At 58.7% G+C, this 23706-nt stretch carries 22 protein-coding genes, 1 tRNA gene and 1 riboswitch; of the genes, 18 read left to right on the plus strand and 5 right to left on the minus strand.

What is annotated here, in order from left to right:
* Window positions 1–393 precede the first annotated feature (393 nt).
* Window positions 394–470, minus strand: a tRNA-Arg gene (locus EF096_RS18470).
* A gap of 339 nt (window positions 471–809) precedes the next feature.
* Here EF096_RS18470 and EF096_RS18475 point away from each other — a divergent pair.
* Window positions 810–1241, plus strand: coding sequence for a c-type cytochrome (locus EF096_RS18475; RefSeq protein ID WP_259364870.1), 432 nt, complete (start codon window positions 810–812; stop codon window positions 1239–1241).
* A gap of 59 nt (window positions 1242–1300) precedes the next feature.
* On the opposite strand, the gene rep is transcribed toward EF096_RS18475, so the two are convergent.
* Window positions 1301–3307, minus strand: a complete 2007-nt coding sequence (gene rep / locus EF096_RS18480; RefSeq protein ID WP_123891241.1) for a DNA helicase Rep — start codon at window positions 3305–3307, stop codon at window positions 1301–1303.
* Between the two features lie 318 nt (window positions 3308–3625).
* Here rep and EF096_RS18485 point away from each other — a divergent pair, with 318 nt between their 5' ends.
* Entirely contained in the window at window positions 3626–5338 is a 1713-nt protein-coding gene (locus tag EF096_RS18485; RefSeq protein WP_123891242.1) for a putative bifunctional diguanylate cyclase/phosphodiesterase, read from the plus strand.
* Window positions 5339–5509: 171 nt separating this feature from the next.
* Here the strand turns inward: EF096_RS18485 and EF096_RS18490 are convergent, their stop codons facing one another.
* Together EF096_RS18490 and EF096_RS18495 are read right to left on the minus strand one after the other, a co-directional pair.
* On the minus strand, window positions 5510–7015 hold the full coding sequence (locus tag EF096_RS18490) for a YifB family Mg chelatase-like AAA ATPase (protein ID WP_123891243.1): 1506 nt from the start codon (window positions 7013–7015) through the stop codon (window positions 5510–5512).
* 62 nt (window positions 7016–7077) lie between these two features.
* Complete coding sequence (locus tag EF096_RS18495; RefSeq protein ID WP_123891244.1) at window positions 7078–7323, minus strand: accessory factor UbiK family protein; 246 nt, start codon at window positions 7321–7323, stop codon at window positions 7078–7080.
* A 337-nt stretch (window positions 7324–7660) separates the two neighbouring features.
* Here EF096_RS18495 and EF096_RS20340 point away from each other — a divergent pair, with 337 nt between their 5' ends.
* Genes EF096_RS20340 through EF096_RS18505 form a run of 3 tightly spaced genes read left to right on the plus strand, consistent with a single transcriptional unit; the run spans window position 7661 to window position 9519 of the window.
* A complete protein-coding gene (locus tag EF096_RS20340; RefSeq protein ID WP_158611316.1) occupies window positions 7661–7819 on the plus strand; it encodes a hypothetical protein in 159 nt (52 codons plus the stop codon).
* 56 nt (window positions 7820–7875) lie between these two features.
* Complete coding sequence (glnK, locus tag EF096_RS18500) at window positions 7876–8214, plus strand: P-II family nitrogen regulator (protein ID WP_092286485.1); 339 nt, start codon at window positions 7876–7878, stop codon at window positions 8212–8214.
* A gap of 54 nt (window positions 8215–8268) precedes the next feature.
* Window positions 8269–9519, plus strand: a complete 1251-nt coding sequence (locus EF096_RS18505) for an ammonium transporter (RefSeq protein WP_123891245.1) — start codon at window positions 8269–8271, stop codon at window positions 9517–9519.
* A gap of 132 nt (window positions 9520–9651) precedes the next feature.
* Here EF096_RS18505 and EF096_RS18510 read toward each other — a convergent pair whose 3' ends face one another.
* Complete coding sequence (locus EF096_RS18510) at window positions 9652–11280, minus strand: NAD(P)/FAD-dependent oxidoreductase (RefSeq protein WP_123891246.1); 1629 nt, start codon at window positions 11278–11280, stop codon at window positions 9652–9654.
* 326 nt (window positions 11281–11606) lie between these two features.
* On the opposite strand from EF096_RS18510, the gene EF096_RS18515 reads away from it, so the two are divergent.
* From EF096_RS18515 to EF096_RS18575, 13 genes are all read left to right on the plus strand, one after another.
* The gene (locus EF096_RS18515; RefSeq protein WP_123891247.1) at window positions 11607–13946 is read left to right on the plus strand and encodes a heavy metal translocating P-type ATPase; all 2340 of its coding nucleotides are present in this window, start codon (window positions 11607–11609) and stop codon (window positions 13944–13946) included.
* Between the two features lie 124 nt (window positions 13947–14070).
* Window positions 14071–14532: a hypothetical protein gene (locus EF096_RS20480; protein WP_218565806.1), complete on the plus strand. Its 462-nt coding sequence runs from the start codon at window positions 14071–14073 to the stop codon at window positions 14530–14532.
* A 61-nt stretch (window positions 14533–14593) separates the two neighbouring features.
* On the plus strand, window positions 14594–15013 hold the full coding sequence (locus EF096_RS18525; protein WP_123891248.1) for a secondary thiamine-phosphate synthase enzyme YjbQ: 420 nt from the start codon (window positions 14594–14596) through the stop codon (window positions 15011–15013).
* 213 nt (window positions 15014–15226) lie between these two features.
* Window positions 15227–15331, plus strand: a riboswitch (guanidine-I (ykkC/yxkD leader).
* A gap of 53 nt (window positions 15332–15384) precedes the next feature.
* Window positions 15385–16392, plus strand: a complete 1008-nt coding sequence (locus EF096_RS18530) for an ABC transporter substrate-binding protein (protein WP_123891249.1) — start codon at window positions 15385–15387, stop codon at window positions 16390–16392.
* Between the two features lie 54 nt (window positions 16393–16446).
* Window positions 16447–17484 (plus strand): fatty acid desaturase, encoded by a 1038-nt coding sequence (locus tag EF096_RS18535; protein WP_123891250.1) that lies wholly within the window; start codon window positions 16447–16449, stop codon window positions 17482–17484.
* A 2-nt stretch (window positions 17485–17486) separates the two neighbouring features.
* On the plus strand, window positions 17487–18272 hold the full coding sequence (locus EF096_RS18540) for an SDR family NAD(P)-dependent oxidoreductase (RefSeq protein WP_123891251.1): 786 nt from the start codon (window positions 17487–17489) through the stop codon (window positions 18270–18272).
* Window positions 18272–19027, plus strand: coding sequence for an SDR family NAD(P)-dependent oxidoreductase (locus EF096_RS18545; RefSeq protein WP_123891252.1), 756 nt, complete (start codon window positions 18272–18274; stop codon window positions 19025–19027). The genes EF096_RS18540 and EF096_RS18545 overlap by 1 nt, the downstream gene beginning before the upstream one ends.
* Window positions 19027–19911, plus strand: coding sequence for a DMT family transporter (locus tag EF096_RS18550; protein ID WP_123891253.1), 885 nt, complete (start codon window positions 19027–19029; stop codon window positions 19909–19911). The genes EF096_RS18545 and EF096_RS18550 overlap by 1 nt, the downstream gene beginning before the upstream one ends.
* A complete protein-coding gene (locus EF096_RS18555) occupies window positions 19911–20681 on the plus strand; it encodes a creatininase (RefSeq protein WP_123891254.1) in 771 nt (256 codons plus the stop codon). The genes EF096_RS18550 and EF096_RS18555 overlap by 1 nt, the downstream gene beginning before the upstream one ends.
* 2 nt (window positions 20682–20683) lie before the next feature.
* Window positions 20684–21331 (plus strand): cysteine hydrolase family protein, encoded by a 648-nt coding sequence (locus EF096_RS18560; RefSeq protein ID WP_123891255.1) that lies wholly within the window; start codon window positions 20684–20686, stop codon window positions 21329–21331.
* Window positions 21328–22110 carry an N-acyl homoserine lactonase family protein gene (locus EF096_RS18565; RefSeq protein WP_123891256.1) on the plus strand — a complete coding sequence of 261 codons (783 nt, stop codon included), beginning with the start codon at window positions 21328–21330 and terminating at the stop codon, window positions 22108–22110. The genes EF096_RS18560 and EF096_RS18565 overlap by 4 nt, the downstream gene beginning before the upstream one ends.
* On the plus strand, window positions 22107–22865 hold the full coding sequence (locus tag EF096_RS18570; RefSeq protein WP_123891257.1) for a hypothetical protein: 759 nt from the start codon (window positions 22107–22109) through the stop codon (window positions 22863–22865). Before EF096_RS18565 ends, EF096_RS18570 begins: the two co-directional genes overlap by 4 nt.
* A complete protein-coding gene (locus EF096_RS18575) occupies window positions 22862–23704 on the plus strand; it encodes an ABC transporter permease (RefSeq protein WP_123891258.1) in 843 nt (280 codons plus the stop codon). The genes EF096_RS18570 and EF096_RS18575 overlap by 4 nt, the downstream gene beginning before the upstream one ends.
* The last annotated feature ends 2 nt before the right edge of the window (window positions 23705–23706 follow it).

Below are 23706 nucleotides of genomic sequence, written 5' to 3' on the forward strand. Positions count from 1 at the left end.
CGGTCAGCCACCTGTTTGACGGCTTCAATTTTAAATTCTTCGGTGTAGCGTGAGTTGCTCATTGGACCTCCTGGGTGCCTCGATTATAAGGCCTGGAGGTGTCTACGAAACTAGGGGCGATTCAATTTACTAATGCTTGCAGGATGCCTGTGCGCCCCACCTGAGGCAGTACTCAGATAAGTTGCTCACGCATTATTCACCAAAACCTAGTGGGCGCGATTTGGGCACGATCTGGGCACTGACGATTTTAAAGGGTTTGCTCGTAATTTGAGCTAGATGTCATGGGATTCATCAGCTGTCTGACTCGAAATTGAGTGCTAGCTGATTGGGGCAGGTATCGGCTTGTGAATTTGTCGATTTAGAGGATATGTAAGCTGCTGATTTATAAAGAGATGGTGCACCCGACTGGATTCGAACCAGTGACCCCCGCCTTCGGAGGGCGGTACTCTATCCAGCTGAGCTACGGGTGCATATAGGTAATACTAGGTCATTTTGACCTTTAGCCGCACCGTGGCACAAGAGGGTGAGTATTGCCTTCGGAGGGCGGTACTCTATCCAGCTGAGCTACGGGTGCGTGGCGGTGAAGTTCGGTGGTCTCGACGGCTGTCGTGTCCGAGTTTCAGCGCCGCAATGATACTCACTGAACTCCCTTGCGTCCATGTTTGTGCGCGGATTCGCCGCGCTGTTTAGCATGCGTTGTGGGTATTGGCTATTTTGTCGCCTGCCAGTTTCCCGGTATACTCGCGCTCATTGTCCGGGCAAAGTACTTGGGCACGACTCTTATAGCTATGATGAGGATGCATAAGGTGATGACTTTGAGAAAAATTCTGCTGGCCTCGGCGGCCATGCTGGTAGTAGTTGCCGGTAATGCCTTTGCTGCAACGGCCAACGAAGAGGCCATCGCCGATCGTCTGAAGCCCTTTGGCTCGGTCTGCCTGGTTGGTGATCCCTGCGCGGAAGAAGTGGCTGGCGGTGGCGCGGCTGCTGGCGGTGGTCCACGTACAGGTGAAGAGCTTTATGGCAAATACTGCACGGCCTGCCATAGCAGCGGCGTACTGGGTGCTCCCAAGACTGGAGACAGCGCGGCCTGGCAGGCGCGTCTGGATTCGCACGGCGGCGATATGGGCCTGCTGGTTCAGTCGGCGGTTAATGGCTTGAACTCCATGCCGCCTAAAGGCACCTGTGCTGATTGCTCGGATGAAGAGATCCTGAACGCGATCCAGCATATGTCCGGCCTCTGATTTCAGTAGCCGAATAAAAACGCCCCGCAGATGCGGGGCGTTTTTCGTTGTGCTGTTGCTCAGCGGTTGAGCAGGCCGCGCAGGTTGGACAGGGCGGCTTTGCCACGTGCCTGCTTTTCCTCGGCGGGGGCCTCTTCTGTGCCTTCCCATTCAAGATCTTCTGAGGGTATTTCTTCGAGAAAGCGGCTTGGCAGGCAGTCGAAGACTTCACCGAATTGACGGCGTTTGGCGGCAAAGGTAAAGGTCAGGGTTTTACGCGCTCGGGTAATGCCAACATAAGCCAGCCGGCGCTCCTCTTCTACGCTGTCGGCCTCGATGCTGGAGCGGTGCGGAAGGATTTCTTCTTCCATGCCGGTGATAAATACGTGTGGATACTCAAGCCCTTTGGAGGCGTGCAGGGTCATCAGCTGCACGCGGTCGTTGTCCTCTTCCTCTTCCTGACGTTCGAGCATGTCACGCAACACCAGTTTGGCGATGGCGTCCTCGATGGTGGTTTCGCCGCTCTCGTCCTTCTCCACGATGCTTTTCAGCGCGTCGAGCAAAAACCAGACGTTGCCCATGCGCTTGGCGGCGATCTCGTCGCTTGAGCAGTTCTGGCGAATCCAATTTTCGTAATCCAGGTCCAATACCATCTGGCGTATGGCTTCGATCGGGTCTTCCTTGCTGCACTTCATGCGCACGCCATCCATCCAGTGGATAAAGCGCTGCAGCTTTTCTGCATAGCGGTTATCCAGGCGTTCGCTCAGGCCGGTTTCGGTGCAGGCTTGATACATGCTGACCTGCCGCTCGTTGGCGTAGGTCCCGAGCTTTTCCAGCGTAGCCGGGCCTATTTCGCGGCGCGGTACGTTGATTACCCGCAGCAGCGCATTATCGTCATCCTGGTTCACCAGCAGGCGAAAGTAGGACATCAGATCCTTCACTTCCTGTCGGGCGAAGAAGCTGGTGCCGCCGGACAGGTGGTAGGGCACCTGGTGATGCTGCAGTTTGAGTTCGATCAGGCGCGCCTGATGGTTGCCGCGATACAGGATGGCAAAGTCACGCCAGGCACGCTTGTGCTGCAAGTGCTGGTTTTGAATCTCGACCGCCACTCGCTCGGCTTCCGCTTCCTCGTTGCGGCAGCGGATGACGCGCAGTGGCTCACCATAGCCCAGCTCGCTCCATAGCTGCTTCTCGAACACGTGCGGGTTGTTGGCAATCAGGGTATTGGCTGCGCGCAGAATACGGCTGGTAGAGCGGTAGTTTTGCTCCAGCATCACAACCTTGAGAATCGGAAAGTCGTCTTTCAACTGCGCGAGGTTTTCCGGTCTGGCGCCCCGCCAGGCATAGATTGACTGGTCGTCATCGCCTACCACGGTAAAGCGCGCCTCGGTGCCAACCAGCATCTTGACCAGCAGATACTGGCTGGCGTTGGTGTCCTGATACTCGTCAACCAGCATGTAGCGGATACGGAACTGCCATTTTTCCAGAATGTCGGGATTGTCTCGAAACAGCACCACTGGAATCAGGATCAGGTCGTCAAAGTCGACGGCGTTATACGCCTTGAGGGTGCGCTGATAATGCATATAAACGCTGGCGGCAGTCTGATCCTGAGGGGTCTTGGCTAGCGCTAGTGCTTCATCGGGCAGGATGAGATCGTTTTTCCAAGAGGAAATTTTGTTCTGAATGCCATCAATACCGTCGTCTGCCCCGTAGTCGCGATGCATAAGATCGGTAATCAGGGCCAGGGCATCCTGTTGATCGAAGATTGAGAAGCCCGGCTTATACCCGAGGCGCTTGTGCTCCTTACGGATGATGTTCAGGCCCAGATTATGGAAAGTAGAGACGGTCAGGCCGCGAGCATCGGGGCCCTTGATCAACTGGCCGACTCTGGCCTTCATCTCGCGCGCGGCCTTGTTGGTAAAGGTGACGGCGATAATATGTTGCGCGCGAATGCCGCACTCTTTGACCAGGTAGGCAATCTTGCGCGTGATCACACTGGTTTTGCCGCTACCCGCGCCAGCCAGCACCAGCAGTGGACCGCTGATGTACTCGACAGCTTCCTGTTGACGGGGGTTTAGACTTGCCACTGGTCGAGTTCTCCTGCTCTGGGGGTGGGCAATAGTAGCAGTTTTTGCTCAACTGCCTCGGTAATAGCCAAACGCTAGACTTGGTTAATCGGTTTAATTTCGCTATAAGTGGCATTACAAAAGCGTTGTATATGCTTAAATTTAAAAGAAACTTGTCATTTGGGGTGTTCTGAATTGGTTATGTAAAGGCGCGAAAAGTCGTCATGCATAAGTAAGACCCTAAATAAATCATATAGATAGCAGTGGTTTGGGGTGGTGCTGACGCTGGGAGTCGGTGCTGATTGACTCAGGTTTTCCTGATCCTTGGGGGATCGCTAGTTGAACGCTGAAAGTCCAACGCAGCGAATTGTGCTACTGGATACTGACCATGGGGCCTTTGTGCAGCTGTGTCGGCGGCTCTCTGCTGTCAAAAACAGCGGGTTCCAGTTGGAACGTCAGGAAAGCTGGCACGATCTGCAAATACAGATCGATCGCGGCGAGGTGCAGGCTGTGCTCGCCCGCGCGGAGAATCTGACGTTATTGGCGAACTGCGGTGTGCCTGTTATCCATTTGTCTGCCGAGCCCGCTTTCAGCTACACCACCACCAGTGATCAGTACGATGTGCTGTGGGATCAGTCCAGTAGCAGTGAAATTATCCGCTGTTTTCAGTATGCGATTGAGCTGCATAAATTGCGCTCCGCTCTGGATCATGCCGCCAGTTTTGATGCTCTGACCGGCGCCTGCAATCGTCAGATGTTCCAAGATCGTCTCAAGCAGGGGATGCGGCGAGCGCTGCGAACCAATCAACCGTTGGCCGTTCTCTGCATCGACCTCGACAACTTCCGCCACGTTAACGATACCCTGGGCCATAACGCTGGCGACGACATTATGCGCGAGGTGTTTACTCGTCTGCGCGGTGTGTTGCGCAATACCGATACCATTGGCCGCGTGGGGAGTGATGAGTTTGCATTGGTGGTGGAAGAGTACGAGACCGCCAGCAATCTCCTGCATATCGCGCAGAAAATCATCAATACCATGGCCGAGCCCTTTACGGTGAACCGCGAGGGTTTGTTGTTGGGCTGTAGTGTGGGAATAGCAACCTATCCCGAGGCGGGCCAGACGCTGGATACCTTGTTGCTGCATGCCAATCTGGCGATGCTGCAGGCGAAGGGCCAGCGCGGGTGCAATTTCCACTTCTATGACGAGCGCATCAACCTGCAGGCCAATAGCCTGATTGAGTTTGAATCGAGCTTGCGGCAGGCCTTGAGGCGCGGTGAGTTTGAGCTGCATTATCAGCCGCGAGTGGAGTTGAGCTCTGGCAATATCGTGGGATTGGAAGGCTTGATTCGTTGGCGGCATCCTGAGCGTGGCTTGCTGGGACCGAATGAGTTTATCCCGCTGGCAGAGGAAACCGGACTTATTGTGCCCATGGGTTACTGGGTCATTGCTCGCGCCTGTCACGACCTGGCGCGACTGCAAAAGATGGGCACGCCGCCGGTTCATGTTGCCGTAAACATGTCTTTTCGTCAGTTTCAGGACAGTCGTTTGCTGTCGACCGTGGAGCGTTTGCTTGAGCGCACGGGCATAGATCCGCATTGGCTTGAGTTTGAGCTAACGGAGACCGCCGTTATGCAGCAGCCCGAGCAGGTGCTGATGACGATGGATGGCATGAACGGTCTGGGTGTGCGCTTTTCTCTGGATGACTTTGGTACCGGCTTCTCGTCTTTCGTCCATTTGCACAGCCTGCCCATCAGCCTGTTAAAAATCGATCGCAGCTTTGTTAAAGGCATTGCTGAGCGAACCGCAGACCGGCAACTGGTCGGTGCCATGATTGATATGGGCCACAGCCTGGGGCTGGAAGTGGTTGCCGAAGGGGTAGAGCATCGCGATCAGCTGGAAGTTTTACGCAGTCTGGGCTGTGAGCAGGTACAGGGCTTTTTTATTAGCCCGGCATTGGCCTTCGATGAGCTTTGCTACTTTATGGATGCCTATAGCATGGGGCGTGATGAAGCGCTGAAGGCTGGCGAAAAGGTGACACCGTTTTTCAGCTGATGGCGGCTTGGTCCCTGTAAGCTAATGGCGAGGCGACTATCGACTTTGCTGGCGCCAAAGGTTACAAAATCGACGCCGCCCCACTGCGATTCACTATAGTGCATCACCTGGATCCTGCCAGTTCTATTCAGTTGATTTTCTTCCTCGCTGTATTTCAGGTCCTGCTGACTACTAGGTCTGCTGCCGATCGAGCTGCCGGTACTGCAGCGCCTCCGCCAGATGCGCCCGTGCGATCTGCTCGCTGCCGGCCAGATCAGCAATGGTGCGGGCTACCTTCAGTGTGCGGTGGCTGGCACGGCGTGATAGCCCCAAGCGCACGATGGCCTGCTCAAGCCAGTTGGCATCCGCCTCGGCGAGCGCACAGAAGTTGCGCAGCCCCTCAATCCCCAGGTGCGCGTTAAGCCCTTGCTGGCGGACCGCCTGGCACTGCCGCGCGGTTCTGACTTGCGCCGCTGCTGTGGCGGTGCTGGGCTCACTCAGGCGGTGTTCAGTGCTGAGTGAGAATGGCTCATTATGCATGGCCAGATGCAGGTCGATGCGATCAAGCAAAGGCCCGGACAATTTGCCGCGATAGCGCTGGACTTGCTCGGGCGTGCAGCGGCAGCGTCCACTAGGGTCGCCCTGAAAGCCACAGGGGCAGGGGTTCATTGCGGCAATCAATTGAAAGCGTGCGGGAAAGGTGAGCTGCTCGCGGGCGCGTGCGATGTGGATACAGCCGGATTCCATCGGTTCGCGCAGCATCTCCAGTACCTTGCGATCAAACTCCGGCAGCTCATCAAGAAAGAGCACACCGTTATGCGCCTGGCTAATCTCGCCCGGACGCGGCTGACTGCCGCCGCCCACCAGTGCTGCCGCCGACGCACCATGGTGAGGCGCTCGAAAAGGGCGGCCCGGCCAGCAGGTTAAAGGTGTGCGATCACATACCGATTGGATGGCCGCGACCTCCAGCGCTTCCTGCTCCTGCAGGGGCGGTAGTATGCCCGGTAGCCGGCTGGCGAGTAGTGTCTTGCCGGTGCCGGGAGGTCCAAACAGCAGGAGGTTGTGCCCACCGCTGGCGGCGACTATTAGCGCGCGCTTGGCTTGTTGCTGACCCTGCACCTCGGCCAGCTCGGCAACCTTGGCCGCTGGCGTTGCGGGCGCTGCGCTAAGCGGCGGTAATTCACGTTCATTGCGCAGGTGCTCGCACAGGGCCAGCAAGTGATCTGCGGCAATCAGCTCAACCCCTTTCACCAGGGCGGCCTCAGCCGCGTTGGCGCGCGGCAAGATCAAGGTTCTGCCTGCGTCGCGGCAGGCCAATGCAACCGGCAGTACGCCCTGCACCGGGCGCAGCTCGCCGGACAGCGCCAGCTCGCCAATACATTCGCAATCGGTCAGGCGGTCTGCCGGTATCTGCCCGCTGGCCGCCAGTAAGCCCAGCGCAATGGCCAGATCGAAACGTCCGCCTTCTTTGGGTAGATCCGCGGGAGCGAGATTGATAGTGATGCGTTTCAGGCTGGGAAAGTCCAGCTGAGCGTTTTGCAGGGCACTGCGTACGCGATCTTTGCTTTCACGTACGGCGGTTTCCGGGAGGCCAACCAGGGTGAGACTGGGCATGCCGTTGGCCAGGTGGACTTCAACGCTGACGGGGGGGGCCTGGATACCCAGGCGGGCGCGGCTGTTGACTATCGCCAGTGACATGATCACTCCTTGATCACAAAAGCGCGTTGCCTGATACAGCCGGGATCAGGCGTGGGGTAGGTTCAGGTGTTTTTTTCTTCCATGGCCGCAACTCTGGCTTCCAGCGCTTCGAGCCGTTCGCGGGTGCGCATCAGTACGACCTGTTGGGTATCGAACTCGTCGCGACTGACGACATCCAGCTTGCTCAGGGCGCTTTGCAGCATGGCCTTGAGGTGTTTTTCTACGTCAGGAGCGGGTAACCCCTTTTCACTCATCAGCAGCTTGCTTGCCTGGCTGCTGACAGCATCAATCACAAGTTTATGCAGCATCCCGTTTACCTGCGGTAGTAGTGGCTATGGGGTGGGTCTGAGCCCGTTATTGCCCCGCAGTGTAGCACCGAGTTGGAGCAGATCGAAACGCGCGCTCTCATTGTGCGCTGAATGCGCGCGCGCACCATGCATGTGCACTAGACTGGTGCATGGCAGGGCTCTCAGGATGGCTGTTTAGTGTTCGTTTTTTCTTATGTTTATGATTTTTAAGAAAAAACAAAAATTGGCAGGCTTTCTGCAATGTTTGCCTCAGCTGACGGCGGTGCGCAAGCCTGATTCAGGACGCAGCATCAATTCGCAGCCAGGACAGTGATGAATCACATCAGGGAGCATAACAATGAAGCGTTTGACCTTGGCTATGACGGCCATCGCTCTGAGCGCCACGGACTTGCCATACGCCGATAAAGATATGAGCTCGGGTGAATGTGCCGGCTTTGCTGGTGATTCTGACTACTGCGACAGCGCTTTTGTATTGTCCGTTTCTAAAAGCCTCTAACTCGGCATAGACTTGTCCTGTCCCCCAGGGCAGTCCATTTCCACGGGAGTATCAAAATGAAACTAGTAACGGCTGTAATCAAGCCCTTCAAACTCGACGATGTGCGTGAAGCCTTGTCCGAGATTGGTGTGCAGGGCATCACTGTGACTGAGGTCAAAGGTTTTGGCCGGCAGAAGGGTCACACCGAGCTATACCGCGGTGCAGAGTACGTTGTTGATTTTCTGCCCAAGGTGAAAATTGACGTAGCCATCGGCGACGACATGCTCGATCGCGTTATCGAATCCATCACCAAGGCGGCCAACACCGGCAAGATCGGCGACGGCAAAATCTTTGTGGTGAACCTCGAGCAGGCCATTCGTATCCGTACTGGCGAAACTGACACCGACGCCATCTAAGGCACGTTCTTTCACAGAATGCAGTAAAAAAGCCTACATGGGGGGCTTAATAAAATGGAAGACATCGTACAAATCAAGTACGCACTTGATACATTCTACTTTCTGGTCTGCGGCGCGCTGGTTATGTGGATGGCAGCAGGTTTTGCCATGCTCGAAGCCGGTCTCGTCCGCGCCAAGAACACCACCGAAATCCTCACCAAGAACGTGGCCTTGTACGCTATCGCGTGCACCATGTATCTGTTGATCGGCTACCACATCATGTACTCCAGCCCGGAAGGCGGCATTTTCCCAAGCTTTGGTGTACTGATCGGTGCTGAAAACTCAGTTGAAGACGTACTCGCCGGTGGCGACGACGCACCGTATTACTCGGTTGCGGCTGACTTCTTCTTCCAGGTGGTCTTTGTCGCTACAGCCATGTCGATCGTGTCTGGTGCGGTAGCCGAGCGCATGAAGTTGTTCGCGTTCCTGGTCTTCGCCGTGATCATGACGGGCTTCATCTACCCAATCCAGGGCTTCTGGAAATGGGGCGGTGGCTTCCTGAATGCGGCTGGCTTCCTCGACTTCGCTGGCTCCGGTGTCGTTCACTTGACGGGTGCTACTGCAGCACTGGCCGGTGTTCTGCTGCTGGGCGCTCGTAAGGGCAAGTACGGCGCTAACGGTCAGATCAGTGCCATCCCTGGATCGAACCTGCCGCTGGCTACCCTGGGTATGTTCATCCTGTGGTTGGGCTGGTTCGGCTTCAACGGTGGTTCGCAGCTGGTTGTGTCCAACATTGCTGACGCCAACGCGGTTGCTCAAATCTTCCTGAACACGAACGCAGCGGCTGCTGGTGGTTTGATTGCCGGTCTGGTTGTAGCTCGCATCCTGTTCGGCAAGGCTGACTTGACCATGGCTCTGAACGGCGCGCTGGCTGGTCTGGTTGCCATTACAGCTGAGCCGCTGACACCCGGTGGTCTGCAAGCGACGCTGATCGGTGCAGTTGGTGGTGTGATCGTGGTCTTCTCTGTCCTGGCTCTGGACAAGCTGAAGATTGATGATCCGGTCGGTGCTATCTCGGTCCACGGTGTAGTGGGTATCTGGGGTCTGCTGGCTGTCTGCCTGACCAACGGCGACGCTTCTCTGAAAGCGCAGTTGCTGGGCATCGTCGTTATCTTCCTCTGGGTATTCATCTCCAGCCTGATCGTATGGAGCGTCATCAAACTGGTGATGGGCCTGCGCGTCAGCGAAGAAGAAGAGTACGAAGGCGTCGATATCTCCGAGTGCGGTATGGAAGCCTATCCGGAGTTCACCAGCAGCAAGAAGTAAGCTGACTGGCACTACCGGAAATAACAAAGAGGGCGCCCATTGGGCGCCCTCTTTGTTTGTTTTTACGTTGTGAAAAAAAGTAGTGCGGCAAACCTAATCTAAGTATAGAAAAGCACGACGCGCGCGGTGGCTTTAGCTGGTCTCGCTCTGCAGGTCCGCCAACATGGCCATGGCCAGTGCTTCAGCAACCTTGATGCCGTCCACGCCGGCCGAGAGGATGCCGCCAGCGTAGCCGGCACCCTCACCTGCGGGGTACAGACCGCGGGTGTTGAGGCTTTGCAGGGAGAGGTTGTTGCGCTTGATGCGCACCGGTGAAGAGGTGCGGGTTTCGATCCCGGTGAGTACCGCGTCATGGCGGTCGAAGCCGCGAATCTGTTTGCCGAAGGCCGGCAAGGCTTCACGGATGGCGTCAATCGCGTAGCCCGGCAGTGCCTGTGCCAGATCGCCGAGCAGCACGCCAGGCTGATACGAGGGCTGTACCTCGCCGAGGCTGCTTGACGCTTTACCGCGAATAAAGTCGCCCACCAACTGACCGGGCGCACAGTAGTCACTGCCACCGAGTTCATAGGCGCGAGATTCGAGCTGCTCCTGTAACTCAACCCCCGCCAGCGGGCTGCCGGGGAAGTCCTTTTCCGGATGAATGCCGACCACAATACCGGCATTGGCATTACGTTCGTTGCGCGAATACTGGCTCATACCATTGGTGACTACGCGGCCAGGCTCTGAGGTGGCCGCGACCACCATGCCGCCAGGGCACATGCAGAAGCTGTAGACCGCACGGCCGTTTTTGGCGTGGTGCACCAATTTGTAATCCGCCGCACCCAGTTCCGGGTGGCCTGCGTATTTGCCCAGTCGCGCCTTATCGATCAGCGATTGCGGATGTTCGATGCGAAAGCCCACGGCAAAGGGCTTGGCTTCAACATAGACGCCGCGCTCGTGCAGCTTGCGGAAGCTATCGCGCGCGCTGTGCCCCAGCGCAAGCACCACATAACGGCTGCGGATTTCTTCGCCGTTATCGAGTTGCACGCCTTCAATACGCCCGTCCTCGAGAAGAAAGTCGGTCACCCGACTTTCAAAGCGGACCTCACCACCCAGCGCCTTGATCTCTTCGCGCATGCTCGATACCACGCCGGTCAGACGGAAGGTGCCGATATGCGGTTTGCTGACGAACATGATTTCTTCTGGCGCGCCAGCGCGGACAAACTCATGCATCACCTTGCGACCATAGAACTTGGGGTCTTTTATCTGGCTGTAGAGCTTGCCGTCGGAGAACAGCCCAGCGCCGCCTTCACCAAACTGCACGTTGGATTCTGGCGATAACACCTTGTTGCGCCATAACGCCCAGGTGTCCTTGGTGCGCTTGCGTACATCCTTACCCCGCTCCAGTACGATAGGCTTGAAGCCCATCTGCGCCAATGTCAGCGCAGCAAACAGGCCACAAGGACCAAAGCCGATAATCAGCGGGCGTTCGGTCAAGCCCTCAGGCGCCTGGGCAACCGGGTAATACGCGGTATCGGGGGCCGGGCGAACGTTGCGATCATCGGCAAAGCGTTCGAGCACGGGTGCTTCGTTGTCCAGCGTCACGTCGATGATATAGACGAAGGTGATTTCGCTGTTCTTCTTGCGCGCGTCGTAGCTGCGTTTGAATACGGTGAAATCCACAAGCTGCGCATCCGTTATCTTCAGGCGCGCAACAATGGCCGGGCGCAGGGCGTCGGTGGGGTGATCAAGAGGTAATTGCAGCTCGTTTATGCGAATCATGCTGGAGTCCTGGCCGGTGACTCCGGCAGAGGTAGATATCAATGGGTAAGCTGGGCGCTGGTCGGCAGCCGCAGGTAGCTAGTTTACCTTCGGTTTATAGGGCTGTCATGCGCGGGCGCGGTAGACGAGACAGCGCCCGCACAGCTTGGCGCTATTTATGTGACGCGGCAGGTCGGCCCTGTGGGTAGCTGGCGGACAGGTTTTGCAACGGTTTGCCGGGTACGCGGAAAGTTGAAGGTTGATGGCTGACCACCTTCTCTCACTGGGAGCACGCTTTGCCGGTTTAGCCGCCAAGGCGTTAGCGAATTGGAAAAAGGGGCGCTGGAATGTCTGCTGAACACAGTTGTTGCCACCATGACGAATCCTCTGGATCAGTAAAGGATCCCGTCTGCGGGATGACCGTAGACCCAGAGAAAACCGAGCATCACGCCGAGCATGCGGACAAAACCTGGTACTTCTGTTCCGCCGGGTGCCGACAGAAATTTCTGGCTGATCCGCAGCGTTATCTTGCGCCAGGCACAGGCTCTGCGCAGGCGGAATCGGCACCGCCGGGTGCCATCTTTACCTGTCCGATGCATCCCGAGGTACGTCAGGACGGCCCCGGAGATTGCCCGATCTGCGGCATGGCGCTGGAACCGGAGGAGGTCACTGCAGACACAGGACCCTCCGCCGAGCTGAAAGACATGCAGCGCCGGTTCTGGCTGGGGCTGGTATTCGCGCTACCGGTTTTTTTGATGGAAATGGGCGGCCATATCTTTGGCTGGCATCAGCTCATGGCGCCGCAGTTGTCCAACTGGGTACAGCTGGTTCTGGCAACGCCGGTGGTGCTCTGGGCCGGTTGGCCATTCTTTGTGCGCGGCTGGCGCTCGCTGCGCTCGCGCAATCTCAACATGTTTACCTTGATTGCTATCGGTACGGGTACGGCCTGGGTGTTCAGTGTGGTGGCCACGCTGATACCGGAGGTGTTTCCACTGGCGTTTCGTCAGGCTGACGGCTCGGTTGCCGTCTACTTTGAAGCGGCAGCCGTGGTCATAGTGCTGGTGCTGCTGGGCCAGGTATTGGAATTGCGCGCACGCGAGAAGACCTCGGGCTCGATTCGGGCGCTGTTGGATCTGGCACCGGCAACGGCGCGCCGTCTGGATGCGCAGGGTGATGAGCAGGAAGTGCCGCTCGACCAGGTGGCTGTAGGTGACCGTTTGCGCGTGCGCCCCGGCGACAAGGTGCCGCTGGATGGCGAGATTCTGGAGGGGCGCTCAAATATCGATGAATCCATGGTAACCGGCGAGCCGCTGGCCGCGAGTCGGACAGTGGGTGATCAGGTGGTGGGCGGCAGCATCAACGGTCAGGGCTCTTTTGTCATGCGGGCCGACAAGATCGGCCGCGATACTATGCTGGCGCAGATTGTTCAGATGGTCTCCAGCGCGCAGCGCAGCCGAGCGCCGATCCAGGGGCTGGCCGACCGGGTGGCGGGTTACTTTGTGCCGGCCGTGGTGCTGGTGGCTTTGGTCGCGTTTATTGCCTGGTCTATCTGGGGGCCGGAACCGGCGATGGCCTATGGCTTGATCGCCGCAGTGAGTGTGCTGATTATTGCCTGCCCCTGTGCCTTGGGGCTTGCTACGCCGATGTCGATTATGGTCGGCGTGGGGCGCGGCGCGCAGAACGGCATCCTGATCCGTGATGCCGAAGCGCTCGAACGGTTGGAAAAGGTCGACACTGTGGTGGTCGACAAGACCGGCACGCTGACCGAAGGCAAGCCCAGCGTGACCGCGATCCGGCCAGCTGACGGCTTCGACGAGGCGCAACTGCTGCGCTTGGCTGCCGGACTGGAACGGGGCAGCGAACATCCGCTGGCCAGCGCCATTGTGGAGAAGGCCCGGGAGCGGGAGCTGCAACTCAGCGACGCCACAGAGTTCGACTCACCCAACGGCAAAGGCGTGGTGGGTCAGGTTGAAGGGCAGCAGGTGGCACTCGGTAATACGCTGCTGATGCAGGAGCTGCAGGTTGATGTGGCCGCCTACCGCGATCAGGCCGACGAGCTGCGTCATGGTGGCGCTACGGTTATTTTTGCCGCTGTGGATGGGCAACTTGCGGGGCTGATTGCGATTGCCGATCCGATCAAACAGACCACGGCCGACGCAATCAAGGCGTTGCAGGATGAAGGCATCGAGGTGGTGATGTTGACCGGGGACAATCACACTTCAGCGCAAGCGGTCGCGCGCAGCCTGGGCATAGATCGCGTTGAAGCCGAGGTGCTGCCAGAAGACAAGGGCCGGGTAGTGCAACAGCTGCGCGATCAGGGCAAGGTGGTATTGATGGCGGGCGATGGCGTGAATGATGCACCTGCGCTGGCGACCGCTGATGTGGGTGTCGCCATGGGCACAGGCACTGATGTGGCGATCGAAAGCGCCGGTATCACCCTGCTGCGCGGTGACCTCATGGGCATAGTCGAGGCGCGCAAGCTGTCACGCGCGACCATGCGCAACATTCGACAGAACCTGTTTTTTGCCTTCGTCTATAACGCGGTAGGTGTGCCTGTCGCGGCCGGTATCCTGTATCCCTTTATGGGCGTGTTGATGTCGCCGATTATCGCCGCCGCCGCAATGTCGTTGTCGTCGGTCAGCGTGATCAGCAATGCCTTGCGTCTGCGGGCCAGTCGGTTGAAGTAAGGTCGCTTGGTCTAGGCTGAGTGGTATGCCGGACATCGCCGGTTACAGCCTGCGCTGAACCTGGGCGCATTAGCGCCGACAAAATCATGCATGATTGAATTCAGACACAACAGCAGGAGTCTTAATGAAAGCGGAAACCTATCGTGAGTTGATTGAATGGACGCAGCACCTGCACGGGCAACTTGCCAGTTGCATGGAGGCCGGTGCGGTTGCCGCAGATACCTCTGAGCGCATGAGCTGGCTATTGCAGTATTTGGCCGATCACGAGCGCTGCATGCAACAAATGGTCGTGCGCTTCGAAGAGAAGGCCGACATCAACGTGCTGGACAGCTGGGTGTATGACTATTTCACCGATAATGAGCGTACCCGTGCGCTGGCTACTGAAACCAGCTTTGCCGGTATGAGCTACGAGGCGGTGTGTGCCGAGGTGTTTAATCTGCACAACGATGCGCTGGATTTGTACCGCTACTTGCAAGGGCGGGCCGAGACCGCAGACGGGCGTGAGCTGATGCAGGATCTGTTGGCCATGGAGCAGCATGAAACCTTGCGTTTGGCGGAGCAGGCGCAACGCGCTCAGGAGATGTAATCGGGCAGCCCCTGGCACATGCTAGTCTGCGTTTTTGGCCGGTTCAGCAGGAGGATGTGTGATGTGGCTGCAGAAAGAAATTCGTCTGAAGGCGCGCCCGCGCGGTTTTCACCTGATCGATCAGGAAATACGCGCGGCGCTACCGGAGCTGGATTCAATCCGTACCGGGTTGTTACACCTCTGGTTACAGCACACCTCTGCCTCGCTGACGGTGAACGAGAACGCCGACCCACTGGTACGTGAAGACTTCGAAGCCTTTTTTCGCCGCGCCGTGCCGGACGATGCGCCTTACTTCAAGCATACCTATGAAGGCCCGGATGATATGACCGCGCATATCAAATCCAGTCTGCTGGGCGTGCAGCTGAGCATTCCCATCAGCGCCGGGCGCTTGGCAATGGGTACCTGGCAGGGAATCTATCTGGGCGAGCATCGCGTGCACGCGAGTAGCCGGCACCTATTGGCAACAATGCAGGGTGAGTAGACGCACCGCAATGGTGTGCTCGGCTCTATTGTTGGGCATGCAAGCGCCCTGAAAATGTGAGTTTGCTGCCGGGCCAGTTCTTTTATGGGCTTCAAGCCATTGATACTCAATAAATTTATTTTTTAATGGCTCGATGGCATCAAGAATGCATTGTTAATCAGTGAAACGGGATGAGTCGTCATTGACTCATGACGCATCACACACTGGAGTGGTAACTAGGCGAACTAGGGTTCCGGCCTGCAATGCAGGTGACTGGTCCGAGAGTTTTCCGGTTCTCAAGGAATGAGAACTACACGGCGGGATAAAAGCCCGGGAGACCGTCATGACGACGTCGCCCCGTGCCTTTTTTTCACTGTGTAGGAGTTGTACCCATGAGCGCCTCACGTTTCAGTTTTATCCGCAAGACTCTGGCTGGCGCCAGTCTGGCCGCCGCTGCCGCACTATCTCCCGTTGCTGCACAAGCAGCTGACTCCATGACCATAGGTACTGTTGTCTGGGCCGGCTATGGTCCTTTCTACGTTGCCGACAAACTCGACCTCTACGACCAGTTTGGTCTGGATGTGGAACTGCAGTTCTTCAATGATCCGGCGTTACTGCCTTCGGCCATGGCCGGCGGTGCCGTTGACGGTGCCATGCTCACCTACGATCAGGTAGTGGGTGCCGTCGCCAAGGGCCTGAAGCACCGCGTCGTGATGCCTATCGACTTCTCCAACGGCGGTGACGCCATTGTTGCCGACAAGTCGATAGCCTCAGTTGCTGACTTTAGCGGCAAGCAGGTTGGCTTCAACCCGCTGTCACCCTCCGACTTCTTGCTGGCTTATGCGCTGCAGAGCAATGGCATGACGGACAAGGACATTCAGCCCGTCAACATGACGCCAGAAGGCATACCCAGCGCCATGGCCTCCGGCAGCCTGCCGATTGGTGTGACCTACGAGCCTAACGTGTCGCAGATTCTGGGCATGGCCGGTGGCGATAAATTCCATGTGGTTTATTCCTCCAAGGACGCGCCGGGCCTGATTACCGACGTGCTGGCTTTTGACGAAGACATGATCAAAGCCGAGCCCGAAGCCATCAGCGCAATGATCAAGGGTTACCAGGCGGGGCTTGAATACATGCAGGCGCACCCTGAAGAGTCCGCCGAGATCATCGGTAAGGTACTCGGCGTGACCGGTGCCGAAGCCATGGAGCAGATGGAAGGTGTTTACAACATTCCGCTGGATGAGATGGGTAAGAACTTTGTCGAGTCCGAGGAAACCACCTCCTTCTATGGTAGCGGTGCGGTTATCGCCGACCTGCTGGTGAAGAACAAGCAGATTCCGGCAGTACCGGATTTTGCCGATACCTTCGACCCCAGCTTTGTTAACGACCTGACTCAGTAATCAACCGGGCAGGTGCCCTGCACCTGCCCACTGCACTGTATTCCGGGAGGAAGCATGTCTACATCCCAAGCCAAGTCCAAGCCGCTTTACCGTTACGCCGACGGCCGGGTCTGGAACAGTCTCGCGATGGCCTACAGTGTGGGTGGTTATGCCGCCGGCATCGGTCTGCTGTTGACGCCGCACTGGCTGGCCAAGCTGGTCGGACTGTTATTGCTGGCGCACGCGATGGTGATCGGCGCCTACCTGATCCATGAGTTTGCTCATGGCACCATTTTCAGCAAGCCGGCGCACAACGCGCGGGCGGGCGAAGTTTTCAGTTGGATGACGGGCGGCTGCTACGCCGACTTTCAGGATCTGCGGCGCAAGCACATGCGTCATCACGTTGACCGCGCCGATGTCATCACCTTCGACAGCAAGGAGTTCATCAATGGCTTGCCGGCCTGGACGCGTAAGCTGATTCTGGCGCTGGAGTGGGCTTACATCCCGGCAGTCGAGCTGATCATGCATTTCTATGTGGTGCTGCTGCCTTTCATCAGCAAGAGCGAAAAGCACCGTGCCAGGCGCGGCAAGGTGCTCAGGGTGCTGCTGGTGCGCAGCGCGCTCTTTGCCCTGCTGGGCTGGCTGTCGTTCAGTGCGCTGGTGCTCTATTGCCTGGCCTGGATGATCATGGTCACGGTGCTGCGCTTCGCCGACGCTTATCAGCACACCTATGACGCTTTCGCCGTGCTGGAAGAAGACGCCAAGATTCCCGCCGACAAGCTGCGTGATCGCGCTTACGAGCAGCTCAACACCTTCAGCAACGTGGTGTCGCTGCGCTGGCCGGCGCTGAACCTGCTGCTGCTCAACTTTGCCTATCACAACGCGCACCATGAAAAACCGGTAGCGCCCTGGTATCGCCTGCCCAAACTGCACGCAGAGCTGTATGGCGATGGCTACCGTCAGGTGGTGCCGATGGATGAATTGCTGAGCAGTTTTCATCGTCACCGGGTGCGCCGTGTGCTGAGTGAGGATTATGGCGAGTTCGTTGATGGACCCAAGCGGGCCGAGAACTTCTACGGCGCGGTCGGCGTGTCTTTTTTGACGGCGGTATGAGCATGCAGACACTGGACTATAGCGGCCGCACAGTGGTGATCAGCGGCGCGGCCAGCGGTATCGGCCGTGGCCTGGCCCAGGCTTTTGCCGCGCAGGGCGCTCGCCTGGAGCTGCTGGATCGCAATGGCGATGCGCTGGCCGCTGTCATCGATGAGCTGGCCAGCGTGACGGCGGTGCACGGCAGCGCGCTTGATTTAAACGATGATGCCGCGGTCAGCGACTACGCCCTGGCGCTGGCTGACCGCTGCGAGCAGGTACAGGTGCTGGTCAACAACGCGGGCATGGAGCAGCCGACGCCATTGCTGGATGCCAGTGCCGATGCCAATCAGCGCTGGCAGACCCAGCTCGACAATAACGTGGTGTCGATGCTGCGCCTGACCCGCGCTCTGCTGCCACTACTTGCCGAGGGCAGCAGCGTGATCAATCAGTCCTCTATCTGGGGGCTGAGTGCGGTTGCCGGATTCTCGGCTTATGTCGCCAGCAAACACGCCGTGATTGGTCTGACCCGCTCGCTGGCCTGGGAACTGGGGGCGCAGCGTATTCGTGTGAACGCGGTGTGTCCGGGCTGGATCGGTACCGATGCCGCGATGGCGTCACTGCGCAGCATGGCGCAGCAAAGCGGTCGCAGTGAAGACGATGAGCTGCAACATATTTTATCGGCTCAAGCGATCCCCGAGCTGCTCACGCCGGCTGATCTGGCCGGCACATTTTTGTTCCTTGGCTCCTCTGCCGCCGCGGCCATAACCGGGCAAGCGCTGGTGGTTAGCCGGGGTGAGGTAATGCACTGATGAGTATCCAGGATTTCAAGGGCCAGCGGATGCTGGTGACAGGCGCGGCGACCGGTATTGGCCGCGCCTGCGCGCAAATGCTGGCGGGGCGCGGGGCCGAAGTGTGGATTAACCACCTGGGCCAGGCGGATGCCGCTGCGGTGCTGGTAGACGAGATTGTCTCTGCCGGCGGTCGTGCGATCGCCATCGAAGCAGATGTCAGTGATCCCGATGCGGTCGCTGAAATGTTTGCCTGTATCACCGCCAATGGCCCGCTCGACGGCCTGGTGAATAATGCGGGGATCATTCAGGAGCAAGCCTTTCTGGATACGTCCGAGGCTGACTGGCGGCAAATCATGGCAGTCGATCTGGACGGCGTGTATCGCTGCTGTCGTCATGCGCTGGAAGGCATGAGCACAGCAGGGCGCGGCGCTATCGTCAATATCAGCTCTGAGCTTGGGCATCTGGGTCGAGAAAACTACGTTGCTTACTGCACGGCCAAGGCTGGCGTGATCGGCTTGACCAAATCACTGGCGCGCGAGTTCGCCCCGGCCATTCGGGTCAACGGAGTGGCGCCGGGGCCGGTGGATACGGCCATGGTGTCGGTTGAGCATATGAGCGAGGAGTGGATCGCCAAGGAGCTGGCGATTCCGGCTGGACGGCTCGGTCGCCCTGATGAAATTGCCGCGGCGGTGTGCTTTCTATTGTCGCCAGCGGCCAGCTTTTTTACCGGTCAGATGTTGGGTGCCAATGGCGGTGCCTGGATGGGCGGCTGATGCTGCGTCCCGAATGGATACTGATTATCGCCACCATCATGTGGGGCACCAGTTGGGTGCCGCTGCAGGCGTTTGCGGAGCTGGGTATCAGTGGTATGCCCATGGTGCTGGCGAGTTACGGCTTGATTGCGTTGTTCGCGTTGCCGCTGATCTACCGGCAGCGCGCGGCCTGGTGGCCGCAACGTTGGGGTCTGCTGGGCATCATCCTGTTTGGTGGTTGGGCCAATGCGTCCTTGTTGTCGTCGCTGTCGCTGGCAGAGGATCTGGTTCGGGTGATGCTGTTGTTCTACCTGGCGCCGGTGTGGGGTGTGCTGGGTGGTTGGTTGCTGCTGCGTGAGCGCATCACCGGCTTGCGCCTGGCTGCACTGGTGTTGGCGCTGATAGGCATCGGCGTAACCCTGGGTGTCGGTCGTAACACCTTCAGCAGCATGACCTCGATCGACTGGCTGGCGGTCAGTGCCGGGCTGGGTTTCGCCCTGAACAACCTGGCTACCCGCGCCGCCGATCAGGTACCCATGACCAGCAAGACAGTCGCGGCCTTTGTCGGCAGCGCGCTCTTTGCCGGACTTGCCTGCCTGCTATTCACCGAGCGCATGCCGGTGCTGGAGGTGCAGGTCTGGTTATGGATCGTGGTGTTTGCGATTGCCTGGCTGTTGCTCGCGACCCTGGCAGCACAGTACGGCGTGACCCACCTACCGGCCAGCAAGGCCGCCGTTCTGGTGGTATTCGAACTGATAGCGGCGGTGCTGTCGGTTGCCTGGCTGAATGATGAACCCATTGGCCTGCGCACCTGGATCGGCGCCGGCATGGTCACCCTGGCGGCGGTGATGGCGGGCTGGCCGGAACAGATACCCAAGACTGAATTAGCGAGGAGTACATCCTGATGGCAAGCGTACATATGGACCAGATCAGCTGGGTTGAATACCAGCAACGAGTCGAGCAGGGCGCAGTGGTGTTTTTACCCTGCGGCGCGACCGAACAGCATGGCCCGCATCTGCCGTTGGGCACCGATGCGCTATTGTCCACCGCGCTGAGTGCCGATGTGGCCGCGCAGGTTGGCGGTATCGTTGCCCCGGCATTGGCCTATGGTTACAAGTCGCAGCCCAAGTGCGGTGGCGGCCAACATTTTTGCGGCACCACCAGCCTCGATGGCGCCACCCTGATCGCACTTGTGCAGGATGCGGTACGCGAGTTCGCCCGCCATGGGGTTAAGCGTCTGGTGCTGGTGCTGGGACATTACGAGAACACCTGGTTTGTGACTGAAGGTATCCAGCTGGCACAGCGTGAGCTCGGTGCCGGTTGCGAGCTGGAAGTGATGCGGCTGGAGCACTGGGACTTCTGCAAGGAAGAAACGCTGGAAGATATTTTTCCGGACGGTTTCCCCGGTTTTGCCTTGGAGCACGCGGCGGTTATCGAGACCTCGCTGATGCTGCACTATCTGCCGCATCTGGTCAGCCTGGAGCAGATTCCCAACGATCCACCAGCGGACTTCCCGCCCTACGACATGTATCCCACGCGCACCGAGTGGGTGCCGCCATCGGGTGTGTTGTCTTCGGCGCTGGGATCGACCGCCGAGAAAGGCGCGCGTATGGCGGATGACATCGTCAGCGGTATTGCTGCTGCGGTTCGCTATGAATTCAAGCTGGAGGCCTGACCATGCTGGCGCTGCAACCTGAACGCGCTGCTTTGCTGCTGATCGACATGCAGCGCGACTTCTGCGCACCGGGCGGTTATGCCGAACAGGCGGGGTTGGATATTCAGCGGCTGCGCGCGCCCATTGCGGCGCAGCAGGCGCTACTGGCAGCGGCGAGGGCGAGTGGCATGCTGGTGGTGCATACCCGTGAAGGGCATCGGCCGGACCTCTCCGACCTGCCAGCCTGGAAGCGTATTCGTTCCGAGCGCAGCGGCGCGCCCATAGGATCGGCTGGCCCTCTGGGTCGGCTGCTGGTGCGTGGTGAATACGGCCACGACCTGATTGACGAGTTACAGCCGCACGCGGGTGAGCCGGTTATCGACAAGCCCGGTTATTGCGCTTTTGCCGCGACCGATCTTGAGCTGATTCTGCGCACGCGTGGCATCGACAGTCTGATCATCACCGGGGTGACCACCGAGGTCTGTGTCAGCTCCACGCTGCGCAGCGCGATTGATCGCGGCTTCAACTGTCTGACCGTACGCGATGCCTGTGGCTCGGCGCATGCCGAACTGCACGCAGCGGCGCTGGCGATGATCGAGGTGGAAGGCGGCATCTTCGGCGAGTGCTGCGACAGTCAGGCGCTGCTGATGCGCCTGCGGGAGGCCGCATGACACAGGTACAAAAACTCTGGCCTTTGCTGACCGCAACGCATCACTACGACAAGTCGATCTCCACGCGCGGCCGCGGTCAGGGTGTGCAGATTGAAGCGCCGATTTTGGCTTTTTTGATCGAGACCCGGCAGGGGCGTGTGCTGTTCGATGTGGGATGTGATTACAACAAGCTCACCGATCCGGCACTGCGCGCCCGCTGGTACGACCCCGAGGCGTTCCCTATGGGGCCGCCGCAGATGAGTGAAGAGCAGCGTTTGCAGGCTCACCTGGCCAAATTGGGGCTGACCACCGCCGATATCGACATGGTCTTTCTCAGTCATCTGCATTTTGATCATGCCGGTGGGCTTTGTGATGTCTGCGGTGCCGAGGTGCACGTGCATGTAGCCGAGCTGGAGGCCGCCCGCGAGCCGGCGGACGATGCCTACTTTGCCGATGATTTTGCCGGCAACCTGCGTTGGCGCTTGCAGCAGGAAGAGTACGACCTGCTGCCGGGCCTGCGGGCCATCAATACCCCCGGCCATACTGCCGGCCATATGTCGCTGATGATCGAGCTACCGCATGGGGCTCCAGTGATTCTGGCGGGAGATGCCGCTGATCTGCAGGAAAATCTCGATGACGAAATAGCCCCCGGTACGTGCTGGCGCGATCGCGATGATATGGCGGTGGACAGTATTCGCAAGCTCAAACAGATCGCCGGCGAGACCGGTGCCGACCTGTGGCCAAATCACGACATGGCGTTTTGGCGCACCCTCAAACGTTTTCCGGAGTATCACCAATGAATCCGGTTCCAGCCAGTTATCACGGGGTCTGGCAGCGTACGCTACTGCGCCTGGCCGATGGCTCAGAAGACACCACAACAAGGGTGTTCTGGTTGCAGAGCGAGCATCTGCACGCCGATCTGCGCATTCCCGATCCTTGCCCAACGCTGCCGCGTGAGCGTATTCGCCTGTCTGGCTTTGCCGGTCTGACCGAAGCCACCGAGACACGCTGTCAGTGGCACCGGGCAATCGACTTTCACCCCGACAGCGGCACTGATATCGGCAATATGCGCTTTATCAATGCCGATGAAGTGCACGAAACCGCATTGGACGACAGCTATCTGGAGATCTGGCAGCGCCTGCCCGACTCGGTTGGCGTGGTTGAGCAAACCTGGCTGCACAGCGCTGATGGCACTGGCCGTCGTGCCTGTCTGTTGCGCGCCGGGGACTATTTTATGTTTGCCGCTGATCGGCCATTGCGGCTGAGCGGGCGGCTCTCGCTGCAGCACTATCTGCAGCATGAAAGCGCACGTGACGTCGACCTGCTGCTGGGCTGCGAGCTGACCTTCGGCCGCATTCAGGGCGGCGAGCAGCCCTGGCAGATTTTACACAGCACCTTGCCGGCATCCAGCGGCAGCCTTTTCCCGCTGCCGGTTGATGCGCAGCCTTGGGCTGAGTTACCCGTCGCCGCACTCGGTATATATCCCCCAGAGAACGGCTGGCGCCGAGCGCCGTTACCCCGTCTGCAGGACTTGAACAAGGAGATACTGGTATGAACGCACCAGCCCCATTACCTGAAACCCCGGCGGCTGCCCCGGTGCGCAAGCGCCGCTCTCGCTGGTGGACGGTGCGCGGTTCATTGCCACCCAGAACCGCTGGCTTACTGACGGCCCTCGGTTTGATTGCGCCTTTTTTCATCTGGTGGCTTTACACCGCCATGGGGCTGAATGATCCGCTGTTCATGCCGGGACCGATTGCCGTCGCAGAGCGAACCTGGAACTGGTGGCTGGAGGACGGCCTCTGGGGCGACATCACCATCAGTGTTTATCGCGTCATGGCTGGCTTTTTGATCTCGGCCTTGATTGCCTTGCCGCTGGGCTTGTATCTGGGTACCTACAAGCCGGTCCAGGCGACGCTGGAGCCCTTGATCGACTTTATCCGCTATATGCCAGCGGTCGCTTTTATCCCGCTGGTCATGCTGTGGGTAGGGATTGGTGAAGGCTCGAAGATTCTGATCATCTTTATTGGCACCTTCTTTCAGATGGTGCTGATGGCAGCTGAAGACATTCGCCGGGTGCCAATGGCGCAAATAGAAGCGGCGCAGACCATGGGCGCATCGCGTACCGAAATCATCCGTCTGGTGGTCCTGCCGTCAGCGCGCCCGGCCTTGCTGGATACGCTGCGCATCACCTGCGGCTGGGCCTGGACCTACCTGGTCGTCGCCGAACTGGTCGCATCCAATTCCGGCCTGGGTTACGCGATTCTGCGCGCGCAGCGCTATATGCACACCGACAAGATTTTTGCCGGCATCCTGTTGATCGGTTTGATCGGACTGCTGACCGACCAGGCGTTCCGCTGGATCGGGCGTCGGGCATTTCATTGGCAGAAGAGGTGAGC

The organism is Pseudomonas neustonica, assembly GCF_003797945.1.
GTDB lineage: Bacteria > Pseudomonadota > Gammaproteobacteria > Pseudomonadales > Pseudomonadaceae > Halopseudomonas > Halopseudomonas neustonica.